Origin of the sequence: Pedococcus sp. 5OH_020 (assembly GCF_027812955.1) — a bacterium.
Taxonomy (GTDB): domain Bacteria; phylum Actinomycetota; class Actinomycetes; order Actinomycetales; family Dermatophilaceae; genus Pedococcus.
This window is the reverse complement of the sequence record NZ_JAPYZV010000013.1, coordinates 39,232-51,879: the sequence shown is the minus strand read 5'-3', so window position 1 is coordinate 51,879 and position 12,648 is coordinate 39,232. Positions and strand designations below refer to the sequence as shown.

Below are 12,648 nucleotides of genomic sequence, written 5' to 3'. Positions count from 1 at the left end.
TCTCGGTCGCCGCCCAGACGGGCAGCCACAACCGCCCACCGCATCCGCGAGGACTCCATAGTGGGACTAACAACGCGTCCGATATAGCCTTGCTCTACCCACCCCTGCCACAAGCGAACCAACGGGCGACGATGGCACTGAAACCGAGAGGCCTGCAACGTGACCCAAACGCGAGATGACGAGCGGCTGGTCGGGGCGGATCGTGTCCTAGCCGTGCTGATCGCGCTCGCCGAACACCCCGAAGGCGCGTCCCTCGAAGAGGTGGCGCTTCACGTCGGTGCGACGAAGTCGACCGTTCATCGCGCGCTGGCGACGCTTCGTCGATCGGGACTCGCCACGCAGCCGGGGCGGGGGATCTACGCTCTCGGCGATGAGTTCTTCAGGCTGGCGTTTCGCAGCTACGCAAGCCGGCCTGAGGGGCTGTTCGTCAAGCCGGCGCTAGAGGAGCTGGCCCGCCGATTCGGCGAGACTGTGCACTTCGCCGTGCTCGACGGGCCGGAGGTCGTGTACCGCGCCAAGGTCGATCCACCCGTTGGCGCGATCCGGCTCACCTCGGTGGTGGGCGGCCGCAACCCGGCAGGGGTGACCGCGGTGGGAAAGTTGCTGCTGTCCCAGACGGTCACGTCAAAAGCGGAGCTACGGGCGCTGGTGGGCGACAAATATGCGCCACGGACGCCACATACCATTGTGACGGCGAACGCCCTGTGGGAAGAGCTGAAGCTCACTCGAGAGCGCGGTTACGGTGTCGATGACCAGGAGAGCGAGCTCGGCGTGAACTGCATAGCACTTCCCGTCCGGCTCGGTGACGAGCTGCCGCCGATCGGGGCCATCAGCATCAGTGCCCTAGCGTTCCGACTCCCTCTGGACCAGCTGCTCCAGCGTGTCGACGAAGTTCGATCGGTAATCGCGGAGTTCCGCGGACGCCCTGAGCTGCTCGACCGCAAAGCCTGAGCTCAGGCGGCTCGGTCGGCTGCACCTGCCCGCACATTCGCGAGAAGCTGGTACCGACTCGCCTGAGTCCGGGCTGGCCAAACCAATTTCGGGCATAACTGAACGGGCAGATGCGGGGAATCGCGTCCGTAGCCCGTGTCATGCTGCGCCCTCTTGCCGTCCTTCGCCGTACCCAACATCGGCACTGTGCATAAAGCACTGGCCCGGACTCCGAGGACCTGAGAGCACGCCAGCCCGTGCTGCCTGGTGACCAAAATCTGGGCGCCGGGTCTTGCAGGGTGAGGATGAGGGGCGTTACTCTCTCTCCATTACCGCAACGGCGTTCTAACAGTTGGAAAGGCCTCCGGGTGACAAAGACGTTATCTCCCTCCTCGCAGCCAACACGGCGACGTGTCGCCGTGTTGACTGGCAGGCGTCGATCGCGTCGGAGGCGCTCCGTCGGTCGTAGCCTGTGGTGGTTCGTCCTCCCGGCCGCGATGGTGTATGTCTACGTGATGGTGGCCCCGTCCGCCCAGGGGATCGTGAGGTCCTTAACGGACTGGTCGTTTGCGACCCCGAAGCCGTCCTTCATCGGCCTCGAGAACTACCGCAAAGGGTTCCAAGGTGAGGCTGGACCGGCGACATATAGAACCATTTACATTGCCTTCGTCGTGGTCGTCGCCCAGAACGTGCTAGGCCTCGGCCTTGCGCTGCTCCTGCACGGGCCAGTCGTCGGCCGCCACATCCTGCGCACCATCATCTTCGCACCGATGGTCGTGTCATCACTGGTTGTGGGGTACCTGTTCAAGTACATCTTCGGTCCCCCCGAAGTTGGCGCGGTGAACGTCATTCTGGCGAAGCTGGGTCTAGCTCAAGTCGACTTTCTCGGGAACCCAACGAGCGCCCTCTGGATCATCATCATCACCGTCATCTGGCAGTTCACCGGCTCCACCATGGTCATCTACCTTGCGGGCCTGCAGGGGGTGCCCCAGGAACTAGATGAAGCCGCGGCGCTGGACGGTGCTGGCTACTGGAAGCGGTTCTGGTATGTCACACGACCTCTGTTGGCCCCGGCAATCACGATCAACCTGACAATCGGCCTGATCGGCGGTTTGAAGCTCTTCGATCAGATCTTCGCCCTCACCAACGGGGGGCCCGGCAATCAGACGCAGACGATCTCCACGCTCATCTACCAGATCTTCTCTCAGTTCTCCCAATACGGGTTGGCAGCCGCGCTCGCTGTCGTCCTCGCGATCTTCGTCGGCATCCTCGCGTTCATTCAATTCGCCGTGCTCCGCCGACAGGAGCGAAACTCGTGAAGACTTCCCGCACCTCCCGAATCCTCACCACCATCACGTCGTACGGAATGACAATCTTCTTTCTCATTCCGGTTTACATCCTCATCAATCTTTCCATCCGCCCCGAAAGCGACCAGACGCCGGCCTTCATTCCCAGCTCCCACGCCACGTTCGACCATTTCATCCAGGCATGGAACGGCTCGCCGTTGCCAGGGGCGATTATTACCAGCGTGCTGGTCACAGCGATGTCATGCCTCGCGGTCCTCGCCCTTGCCACCATGGCCGCGTACCCGCTCGCGCGGTCCACCGGCCGCCTGTCCAGCGTCACGTTCTTCGCATTCATGATCGGCCTGCTGCTGCCCTTCCAAGTCGCCCTCGTCCCTCTGTATGTGCAGATGCGTGACCTTGGCCTGCTCGGTTCCGTGTGGCCGCTCGTCATCATTTACCCCGGCGTCCAGCTGCCCTTCACGATCTTCCTTCTCACCACGTTCATCCGCACGAGCGTTCCAGAAGAGTTTGAGGAGGCGGCCCAGATCGATGGCTGCGGGCCCATCCGAACGTTGTGGCACATAGTTGTTCCCCTGCTTCGTCCCGCCCTCGGGACCTGTCTAATTCTCAATAGCGTCTCTATCTGGAACGACTTCTTCACTCCGCTCATCTACCTCGCCGGCAGCGATCAAGTCACGATTCCCATGGCGATCTACCAATACGTTGGCCAGTACGTCAGCAACTGGCCCCTGATCTTTGCGTCACTGATCATCTCGATGGCCCCGATTCTCGGCCTCTATCTAGCTTTCCAGCGATACGTGATCCGCGGATTCGCGGGGGGCCTGAAGGGATGACCCTGCGAAGGCGCATCGCCTATTAACAAATCGCCAACTTCCCCGTTCGGCAATACCCCACCCGTTTAGTTCAACATGACCATAGATAGGACCACATCGATGAAGAGCAAGAATCTCATCGCAGCGACCTCGATCGCCGCGGCAGCTGCAGTCGTGCTTGGGGGATGTTCCAGTGGGGACGCCTCGCAGCCGAACCCCTCGTCGAGCGGCAAGGTGGAGGGCGAACTGACCGGTCTGTTCTTTTCCGGGTTCAAAGACACGTACGAGAAGATCGTCACCGAGTTCGAGAAGAAGTATCCCAACGTCAAGGTGAAGTTCAACTACCAGGGCGGCGACATCGGAGCGTTGGCCATGACCCAGCTCCAGGCCGGCACAGCCCCCGACATCCTCACCAGTTTCCCGGGTGGCGACGCCAAGGACAGCGCTGACAGTGTGGTTCCGCTGGCCGCACAAGGCCACATCGCTCCGTTGAACGTGACCTGGGCCAGCAAGATCCCGCAGGGCTGGACGAGCTCCTTCAACTACAACGGCAAGGTCTACGCCTACCCGGGCGCCTTCCAGCCCTTGTCCGCGGTCTACAACAAGACCAAGCTCGACCAGGTCGGGCTGAAGATCCCCACGACCTTGGATGAGGTGTACCAGCTTTGCGCCGATGCCAAGGCGAAGGGGGTCTACGCCTACGCGATGGGCCTGGGGGACGGTGCCGCCGGCCCACAGATGCTGTCGTTCGCCCAGGCGGCCACCCTCATCTACGGCCCCAACCCCACCTTCGACAAGGACCTCGCCGACGGCAAGGTGACCTATCCGAACTCGAAGTGGGTGGACCAGTTCAAGATCTATAAGAAGATGTTCGACGACGGCTGCTTTGGCCCAGGAGCCCTTGGAAGGTCTCGGGATCAGGCCAGTACCGCCGCCGCCACCGGACAGGCACTGGGTACCGTCGATGTTGGTGCCGTGCTGGCCGTCATGCAGAAAGCGGCCCCGAAGAACTCCTTCGTGATCTCGCCGATGCCGGCGACCAATGATGGAAAAACCTTCATCACGGCTCTGCCAGGGTTCGTAACCACCGTTAACGCCAAGGCCAAGAACATGGCAGCCGCGCAGGCGTTCATGGAGTTCCTCGGGCAACCGGATATCTCCGTGATCTACGCGAAAGGCTTCGCATCGGTGCCGGTTCTTCCCAACGACCAGTACAAGGCGCCGGCCGAACTTGAGGCGTTCGCGAAGGCGAACTCGGCTGGCCAGACCACGCAGCTCCCCGCCGTGCAGGCAGAGGTTCAGGCGACGCTGAACTCGCAGATTCAGGCCATGTTGCTGGGCAAGACGACCCCCGAGGGTGTCGCCGAGAGAATGCAGAAGGTGTACAAGAAGTAGGCGCAGCAACAACCTGCTTAAGGGGCGCCGCGACCTAGTTGCGGCGCCCCCTAAGCGTGCCCCAGGCGGAGTGTCCCCGGCGAGACAAGGCGGTTTGACTCGAGCATTGCTGCTGGATCAGCCAGTGTGTGTCGGTTCATGAGCCTACGGTCGGAGGCAACCCTCTCACCGGACCGGTTCGCCGGGTGTCACCACCTTCGCGTCCGAGCCGCTGGTGTGGCCTTGCGGCGAACGACTTCCCCGGGGGTTCATTCGGGCATCCCACGCCAGGATCACGGTCAGGCCAATGGGAAAAGCGAGCACGCCGAGGAGCGGCAGGCTAGCAACGCCCAGGTGCGTGAGAACAGCACCGCCCATCCACGCTCCACCACCAATTCCGATGTTGAACGCCGTCGTCTGCACGGCTCCGGCGACTCCGCGCATCTGGGGGGAGGCCGAGCGCACCATGCGGACCTGTAGGGCCATCGGGACGCCGGCAAAAGCCACGGACAGAAGCATGCCGACAGCGAACACAAAGGGTCCCTGGCCCGAGCTTGCCACCAGCGAGAAGGGGGACAGAAGCGCGGTGACCAGGACGCTCGACGCAACGAAGACTCCCTTCGGGAACCGGTCGAGCAACCGGCTCGCCAGAAATACACCGGCAGCACCAGTGCATCGTGTGGCCAGGAAGTACTTCGGCAGATCCCGTTCGGTCAAGCCGGCCACCGTGGTGGGCCACACGGCGCTGTAGGTGCCGAAACCTGCGAAGCCGATCCTGCCGATCAGGATGGTGAGGCAGACGATGGCCACCGAGGGCGCCGTGCTATCGCAACGCGGCGGTCTTTGCGACTCGGCGCGGCCAAGGGCAGGTCTCTCGGTAGGCAGCCATTTCCACAGGATCGCAGCGTCCAATAGCCCGGCCCCGGCAACGACGAGGAAGCTGACGCGCCACCCCAGTGCCTGTCCCAAAGCGTTGCCGACCGGAACCCCGAATATCCCGGCCAACGAACCTCCGGCGGTCGTAATCGCCGTGGCGCGACCCAACATCTCGGGCGGCTGATGTTTGCGGCAAGCGTTGAGACGACTGACCAGAAGAGTGCGTGCCCCAGCGCGCCGGCAATGCGGGCGCCGACGAGCCACTCGAAACTCGGCGAGGCGGTCACCGTGAGATTGCCCAGACAGATCACGACGAAGCCTGTAAAGGGCAAGGGCCTTCCGGGGAAATCGCCGCGTCATCAGCGCGACGGGGGGTCGCAGCAAGCACCACGGTCAACGCGAACACTGTCACGAGCTGCCCGACGTTCGCGGGCGACAGGGCAAGGTCCTGTCGGCGGCGCTCCAATCCTGGTCGGTTTCGGCGCGGCGGTTCCCAGCGACGGTCGCAACACTTCCGACATTCTTGGAGGTCGTGTTGACATCTACGCGTCGGGTGAAGAAGGGGCCTGGGCGGCGCCCACAGTCGGCCAAGCGCCAGCGGTTCATGGAGCTGCGGGCGCGGGGGTTCAGCATCCGCGCGGCGGCTCGAGAGGTCGGCGCGTCGCGCAGCGCGGGCAACAACTGGGCTCGCGGGTACAAGACCTACCGCAACGGTGTTCTGGTCGGGTTCGTGCCCCCGCTGGACCGCCTCGCGGTTCGCCAGGTCAGCGCCCGGTTCCTGTCCGAGGACGAGCGGATCGAGATCGCCGACCTGCGCCGTGCCGGGCTGAGCATCCGTCAGATCGCCCACCGGCTCGGGAGGGCGCCCTCGACGGTCTCGCGCGAACTGCGCCGCAACGCCACCGGCCGCGGCGGCTACCGACCGTTCCAGGCCCACCGGAAGGCGACCGCCCGTCGTGCGCGGCATCACCGGCGCCGCCTCGAGACCAACCACGAGCTGCGAGATCTCGTCGCCCACCTGCTGGCGCAGCGGTGGAGCCCGAACCAGATCAGCCGGCACCTCAAGGGCCGGTTTCCGCAGGACCCGCTCAATGCGCCTTTGCCACGAGAGCATCTACCAGGCCGTCTATCAGCCCGGATCGGTGCTGTTCCGGCCATCACGGCTGGCCCCGCACCACCGTTCGCCCTTGCGCACCGGCCGCGATCACCGGCGTGCCCATCAACGGGTCGAGCGGCGCCGGCCGCGGTTCGAGCAGCCGATGCTGTCGATCCATCAGCGCCCGTTCCTACCCCAGGACCGTTCGCAGGCCGGACACTGGGAGGCGACCTCATCATCGGCAAGGACCAGCGGTCGGCGATCGGCACCCTCGTCGAACGCAAGACCCGCCTGGTACGGCTCCTACACCTTCCCCGACGCGACGGCGACACCCTCCACCAAGCGTTGAAGCACCGGACGGCTGACCTGCCAGCGTCCTTGCTGCGCTCGATCACCTGGGACCAGGGCACGGAGATGGCCCGTCACCTCACCATCGCCAAAACTCTGGGGGCACCGGTCTACTTCTGTGACTCCCACTCGCCCTGGCAGCGCGGCTCCAACGAGAACATGAACGGGCTGCTGCGCGACTACTTCCCGAAAGGAACCAACCTGAGCACGCACTCGGCGAAGCACCTGCTGGGGGTCGAGAACGAGCTCAACAGGCGACCCAGACTCGTCCTCAACAACCGCGCGCCAGCCGACCTCTTCGCCGCGCTGCTAGCCTCCCAAACCAGCCAGTGTTGCGACGTTGACTAGAACCCACCCTGCCGCTATGGCCTCGTTTTCAAGCGCCGTCGACAGGTCCCTCCCGATGTGGGGAATCAACCCGCCAGGCAAGAACTCAGTCGTGGACGCGATGAAGATCGCCGAGGACAGGGCCAGAAGTCCACACCACGGCATTGATGGTCGAACCGACGATCTCGAAGATGACTTCTTGGGGCCCCGCCATACGGGGCAGAACAGAGGTAGGCGTGATAGGCGCGGACGAAGAGGGTGCCTCTTCACGGGAGTGACCTAGCGATATCCGCGCTCACACCGTTCGTCGGGGATGCTACGCCGCGAAAGCGGCGGGGCGGCTCCCGAGTGTACCCAAGCTCTGCGCACTCTCTTCACCGACCAAGGGGTGGCGGTCCCTAGCCCGTGGAGTCTCGGAGCACCAATTGAAGTTGGGTCACCCCAAGGTACCCATGGAGCGATACCGCCCTGCCAGCGGGAACTCCGACCACGATGTCGCGCCCAACGGTCGTTCCGCTGCCAGCCGGCGTCTGAGTCAGAACGCGGGCGACGAACCCATCCAGCTGGATTCGACCCTTGGACTGCTGGGACTTCGCTGGGCCCGAACACGGCAGGTGCAAATGCCCCGGCTGACCAGCGCCGCTGTCACCTGAGAACCTTGTTAAGGGCTGCGACGACGGAGTGCCCGCGTTCCCAGTCGCCGGCCTGGCTAGTGAGGTACCCGAAGCCCACTTTGTAGTAAGGGTCTGCAAACGCCACCTGACCGTACGCGCCGTCGTGACCGAAGGAATCTGCTGTCAGGTACGGCTCCCAGTGCGAGGGGATCATGACCCCAGCACCGAATGACTGGTAGGGCGGGGGGCCCGGGATCACGGCCGCCCCGCTGCTTCGAGGTGCGCGAAGCTGCTCGGCCATCTGCTCTGAGATCAGGCGGACGCCGTCCGTCGGCGTGACTGTCGCGGACCAGATCTTGGCGACGGACTGCGCCGTTCCGATGCCACCAGCTCCCGGTACCTCAGCACGCCGGCCCTTAGGGCCGTAGAAGAGCTGCAGCAGGTCCTGGCCAGAGCCAAGGTCGAGCGCGCGATCCAGCCACAGGTTCCCCGACGGGGGAGGCGGCGACGAACTGGGGTCCAGCGCCATGGTTACCAGCCGATGGTCCTGGGCCTCCGGGAGACCAATCCAGGCATCCACTCCGAGGGGACCGGTGATTTCCTCGGCAAACATTCTCCCCGTGGAGCGGCCATCGCCGATGGAGATGAGCTTGGCCGTCAGGGCCCCGTGGGTGATGTTGTGATACTGGTATGCCTCACCCGGAGGCCACAACGGTTCCTGCTCGGCGAGCACATCCGCCATCGCGAGCGGGTCGAGGATTTCGGCCTCGGTCAGTGGTCGCCGTGGTGCGGAGACGCCTCCTCGATGGGCAAGGACATCGCCGATGGACAGTCCCCCCTTGCCGTGGGCAGCAAACTCCGGCCACACCTGACCGATGGGCGTGTCGAAGGACGGAAGCGCTTCCCGTTCGACAAGGCGCGCGACCAGGAGCGCAGCTAGGCCCTTGGTAACGGATGCGAGGGGTAGGAGGCTGTCGTGGGTGAAGGCAGCGTCTGACTCGGGGTTGGCTGTACCAGCCCACAGGCTCACCACCTCCGTGCCCTCTACCCACACGGACACGGCAGCACCTGTCTGCCGCCCGTCCGGAATGGTCGCGAAGAACGCTCGGGCGACGGGCTCGAAGCCCGGGGCTACGTGGTGCTCGCGCTGCACCATCCTCTGGTTCTTCTCGGCTTCCACAGAGCCTCCAAATGCTGATAGTTGGGAAGGTCTTCTCCTATACGGAATGAGTATATAGGGTTCGGCATGCGTTGGTAAGTCAAGGGACGACGCTGAGGCAGCACAGAGCAAGGGGCGCCGCTATGACCACTCGAGACCAAAGCGATGTCGCCACCTTGGCGGTTGTGGGTGCCGGGACCATGGGGCTTGCAATAGCGCGTTTACTGGTGGAGAAGGGGTACGTAGTTCGCGTTTTCGACCCCCGCGGAGTGGACCTGCCCGAGACGTCAACAGCCGTCGCCTGCACGAATTTGGTGGACTGTGTCGTGGGCGTCGATGTGGTCTTCGAAGCGATCGTCGAGGACCTACCTGCCAAGCAGGCCCTCTTTCGCGAGATCCAGCGCTTGGCCGGATCGGTACCGTTGGCATCCAACACCTCGACGTATCGGCCCAGTGAGCTTGCTGCCGGACTGGAGTTCCCCGAAGCCCTGCTTGTGGCTCACTTTTTCCATCCCGCAGATGTCGTGCCCCTCGTGGAGGTTGTCCCCAGTCCTGTGACCGGCCCAGCCGCACTGGGGGCCGTGCGGGACGTACTCACCCACTCGGAGAAGGCCGTCGTCACCCTTGCCCGCGAGGTCGATGGCTTCTTGGCGAACCGGCTGCAGTGTGCTCTGATCCGCGAGGCGGTGTGGTTGCTGCGAGAGGGTGTTGCCTCGGCTGAGGAGATCGACAAGGCGGTCGTCCAAGGCATCGGCCCTCGCTGGGCGCTTGCCGGGCCCTTCGAAGTGATGGATCGCGGAGGCCTAGATGTCTGGGAGGCGGTCACGCGTCGTCTCTTTCCGTCGCTGAGCACCGAGTCCTCGACGCCGAAGGAGATCAGCGCTCGGGTTGCGCGAGGAAACCTCGGACAGAAGTCGGGACAGGGGTTCTACGGCTATGGCGACGCTGATCTATCGCCCCTAGTTCGCTTGCACGACGTCCTTGCTGCCGCGACTCCAGGCGACCGACCTGCACAGGAAGACAGCTAGTCAAAGCAGCAAGGGCCTTTCGGGGTCTGGTCGGCGAGGCCATCGCAACTGGACGGTGGCCGCCTCCGACGGTCGGGTCCGCGTTGTAGTGCACTAGTCGCGGCGGGGCGGGCGTTCGGCGCCACCGGACGCCGGCCCCACTGGAGGGATCGCAGACAGGCGCGAACCACAAATCCCAAAGCCTCCAGCCCAGTGAGTTGGTGCCTAGCGAACGGAGCCGTTCTGACGGGGGGATCGTTGTGCCCTCCGGACGATCCACCAGCTTGGTGCCAGGGGTGGGCCGGTCGCCAAGCCAGCCGTCGAGGCATTCGGTCCGGACTTCGCCCTTGCCCGACGCAGAGTCTCTACAACTGTGCGTTTAGGGAATCACGCGGTCCAGGTAGGTGTTGGAGGAGACGCGTCCCGGGTCGGAACGGTCCCTCAGGGCGCGGAAGTCGTCGAAGCGATCGAAGGCTGCCCGGAGCCGCTCTGGCGGAGTGAGGAAGACCCTTGCCCCAGTGCGGTCGTGCCTCGAAGGGAAGCAATGCGTCTTCGATTGCCTCCAGGGCTCGATGAACCGCCTCGCTGTCGGGAGACCAGGTGAAGTGAAGGCGACGGTAGGACGAGCGAATGCTCCGCTCAGCCAGAGATCGTCCTCAGCGATCGTGCGGATTTCGCCAACTTGAGAATGGATCTGAAACTCGGAGCCAGGCGGCGGAGCGCCTCGACGGCATCCAAAGCATGGCGGCGGTGGACGAAGTACTCGCTCTGCAGCTCCTCACCACGGCTTGGCGTGAGAGCCATACGGAAGTGGGGGAGGCGCGCGAGCCATGGCCCGGGTTTGCCACCCTGTTCCGTGATGGCTTCCGTCTCTCCACCCTCCAGCATGTGTACCGTCTCCGTTGCCGGGGCGATGCCCAGGTCGACTTGGGGGTCGGCTGCGGTGCCTTTGACCTTGACCCACACCTGATCGATGTCTCGTTCGTAGTTGGTGAAGAGGCTGACGCTGTACCGGGCTGAAGTGAGGGTGTCGAACCGCTCGGCGAAGATTTCCCACGCGAGGTTTGCCCGCCGGACTGCCGTTGGACACCCCACCGGACCAGCTGGCCACGCGCGCCCGCGAGGGGGAGGCCGGAGTCAAAGCGGCGATTGCTGAGGCGGCGCGGGCGCTCGGCGTGGCCCTGTCCGGCGCCATCAATCTCCTCGACATCCCCTCGGTCGTGTTGGGTGGTCACTTGGGTCAGATAGCCGACATGCTTATACCGGACCTGGAAACCCACCTCCACAACCGCGTGCTGTTTGCCCGGTGGGTATCGCCGTCCATCTCTGCTGCCGCCTTCGACACCGCCCCGGGCGCCTCGGGCGCTGCCTATCAGGAGCTGGCGGTGGTCCTGGATGACCCATCTGCGTGGTTGGACTCGACCGCAACGGCCTGAACCGGTCGGGCGCCTCAAGCTTCCCTCGCTGACGGCGATCTGCTCTTGACGGGCCGGAGAGGTTTCCCTACCCTCTCATTGTGTAGAACGATGCACAACGCTGCGCCCGCACACCCAGACGAGTCCCGTTCCCACGACAGGGCCAGCAGCCGAAGGCAGGAAGCGGTTCCTCGACGAGTGGGCCCAGACAGAACTTTCGTCCGTCGGACTAGCGCGAGAGCGACGACCTTGCCCTGCTGAACACGGGCGCCGCCCCGCGACTGAGAGGCTTAGCGTGGAACCGCTCCGCACAGGCATCCTTGGCGTTGCTCGAATCGCCGAGACGGGTATCGTGGCGCCGGCAAAAGCCCTGGGGGTGCCGTTCATGGAGGCTGCTGCCCTCGAGAGCCATGGGTCCCGCCTCAGGATGGAGGGTGCCCGATGAAGATGAACAACCTTGCGGCCCAAGGGCCCATGGTCCCGGAAATCTGCGTCGGTACCAGCCCGTTGGGTGGGGTGCCGGACATCTACGGGTACGACGTCGACCCCGACCGCGCTGTGGCAACAGTGCGCCGGGCTCTCGAGTCTGGCCTCAATTTCATCGACACGTCCAATGAGTACGGAGACGGCGACAGCGAGCGACGGATCGGACGCGCCCTACGAGAGTCAGGAACGAACCGACAAGGCGTGATCATCGCTTCGAAGGCCGACCCGCGCCGTGGTCTGCGCATTCTCGACGGCGCAAGAGCCCGTGCTTCATTCATGGAGAGCATCGAGCGACTCGGTGTCAGGCGTCTAGACCTCTTCTACTTGCATGACCCTGAAAGGTTCGAGTTTGCCGACATGGTTCGGCCCGGGGGTGCCCTCGACACCATGCGGGAGCTCAAGGCTGACGGGCTCGTCGGCCTGATCGGGGTTGCCGGCTACGAGATCCCCGAACTACTGCGCTACCTCGACACCGGCCTTCTTGACGTGGTCCTGAACCACAACCGGTTTACGTTGCTCGACCGGTCGGCAGAGCCGCTCATCTCCGCTTGCCTGGCTGCAGGAGTCGGGTTCGTCAACGCTGCGCCGTACGCCAGCGGGGTCCTTGCCAAGCCACTGGCCGCGCGACCTCGACACGGCTACGTGGCCCCGTCGACGGATGTGATCGAAACGGTCACGTGGCTGCACGCAGTGTGCGGGCGCTTCGATGTGCCACTTGCGGCGCTCGCTCTTCAACACTCGACCCGCGATGAGCGGATCAGTTCCACCGTAGTTGGCGTCAGCGCGCCCGAGCGGGTTGAGGCCCTCGTCGGCAACGCCTCGCTCCGCATCCCCCACGACCTCTGGGACCTCATCGAGGACCGGTTGCACCCCGGTGGGGATGAATCGTGAGACCGG

10 protein-coding genes and 1 pseudogene are annotated in these 12,648 nt (G+C 64.3%); 8 read left to right on the top strand and 3 right to left on the bottom strand.

Features of this window, described 5'->3' with window-relative positions:
• Positions 1-159 precede the first annotated feature (159 nt).
• From PHA84_RS19095 to PHA84_RS19080, 4 genes are all read left to right on the top strand, one after another.
• Positions 160-951 carry an IclR family transcriptional regulator gene (locus PHA84_RS19095; protein WP_270889734.1) on the top strand — a complete coding sequence of 264 codons (792 nt, stop codon included), beginning with the start codon at positions 160-162 and terminating at the stop codon, positions 949-951.
• Between the two features lie 476 nt (positions 952-1,427).
• The gene (locus PHA84_RS19090) at positions 1,428-2,249 is read left to right on the top strand and encodes a carbohydrate ABC transporter permease (protein WP_270889733.1); all 822 of its coding nucleotides are present in this window, start codon (positions 1,428-1,430) and stop codon (positions 2,247-2,249) included.
• Entirely contained in the window at positions 2,246-3,070 is an 825-nt protein-coding gene (locus tag PHA84_RS19085; protein WP_270889732.1) for a carbohydrate ABC transporter permease, read from the top strand. Before PHA84_RS19090 ends, PHA84_RS19085 begins: the two co-directional genes overlap by 4 nt.
• 99 nt (positions 3,071-3,169) lie before the next feature.
• Positions 3,170-4,444, top strand: coding sequence for an ABC transporter substrate-binding protein (locus PHA84_RS19080; protein WP_270889731.1), 1,275 nt, complete (start codon positions 3,170-3,172; stop codon positions 4,442-4,444).
• Positions 4,445-4,609: 165 nt separating this feature from the next.
• Here the strand turns inward: PHA84_RS19080 and PHA84_RS19075 are convergent, their stop codons facing one another.
• A complete protein-coding gene (locus PHA84_RS19075) occupies positions 4,610-5,659 on the bottom strand; it encodes an MFS transporter (RefSeq protein ID WP_270889730.1) in 1,050 nt (349 codons plus the stop codon).
• 180 nt (positions 5,660-5,839) lie between these two features.
• Here PHA84_RS19075 and PHA84_RS19070 point away from each other — a divergent pair.
• Positions 5,840-7,091, top strand: a pseudogene (locus PHA84_RS19070) (IS30 family transposase).
• Between the two features lie 624 nt (positions 7,092-7,715).
• Here the strand turns inward: PHA84_RS19070 and PHA84_RS19065 are convergent.
• The gene (locus tag PHA84_RS19065; protein ID WP_270889729.1) at positions 7,716-8,864 is read right to left on the bottom strand and encodes a serine hydrolase domain-containing protein; all 1,149 of its coding nucleotides are present in this window, start codon (positions 8,862-8,864) and stop codon (positions 7,716-7,718) included.
• 164 nt (positions 8,865-9,028) lie between these two features.
• Between PHA84_RS19065 and PHA84_RS19060 the strand changes: the two genes are divergently transcribed.
• Positions 9,029-9,871 (top strand): 3-hydroxyacyl-CoA dehydrogenase family protein, encoded by an 843-nt coding sequence (locus PHA84_RS19060; RefSeq protein ID WP_270889728.1) that lies wholly within the window; start codon positions 9,029-9,031, stop codon positions 9,869-9,871.
• Between the two features lie 618 nt (positions 9,872-10,489).
• On the opposite strand, the gene PHA84_RS19055 is transcribed toward PHA84_RS19060, so the two are convergent.
• The gene (locus PHA84_RS19055; RefSeq protein WP_270889727.1) at positions 10,490-10,945 is read right to left on the bottom strand and encodes a hypothetical protein; all 456 of its coding nucleotides are present in this window, start codon (positions 10,943-10,945) and stop codon (positions 10,490-10,492) included.
• On the opposite strand from PHA84_RS19055, the gene PHA84_RS19050 reads away from it, so the two are divergent.
• Positions 10,933-11,286, top strand: coding sequence for an ROK family protein (locus PHA84_RS19050; RefSeq protein WP_270889726.1), 354 nt, complete (start codon positions 10,933-10,935; stop codon positions 11,284-11,286). The two genes, PHA84_RS19055 and PHA84_RS19050, sit on opposite strands and share 13 nt — an antisense overlap.
• 420 nt (positions 11,287-11,706) lie before the next feature.
• On the top strand, positions 11,707-12,642 hold the full coding sequence (locus PHA84_RS19045) for an aldo/keto reductase (protein WP_333742394.1): 936 nt from the start codon (positions 11,707-11,709) through the stop codon (positions 12,640-12,642).
• Positions 12,643-12,648 lie beyond the last annotated feature (6 nt).

Excerpts from the sequence above, each read along its gene's own strand:
- PHA84_RS19090 (WP_270889733.1), top strand. The coding sequence starts at position 1,428 with ATGGTGTATGTCTACGTGATGGTGGCCCCGTCCGCCCAGGGGATCGTG.
- PHA84_RS19080 (WP_270889731.1), top strand. The coding sequence starts at position 3,170 with ATGAAGAGCAAGAATCTCATCGCAGCGACCTCGATCGCCGCGGCAGCT.
- PHA84_RS19075 (WP_270889730.1), bottom strand. The coding sequence starts at position 5,659 with ATGACGCGGCGATTTCCCCGGAAGGCCCTTGCCCTTTACAGGCTTCGT.
- PHA84_RS19045 (WP_333742394.1), top strand. The coding sequence starts at position 11,707 with ATGAAGATGAACAACCTTGCGGCCCAAGGGCCCATGGTCCCGGAAATC.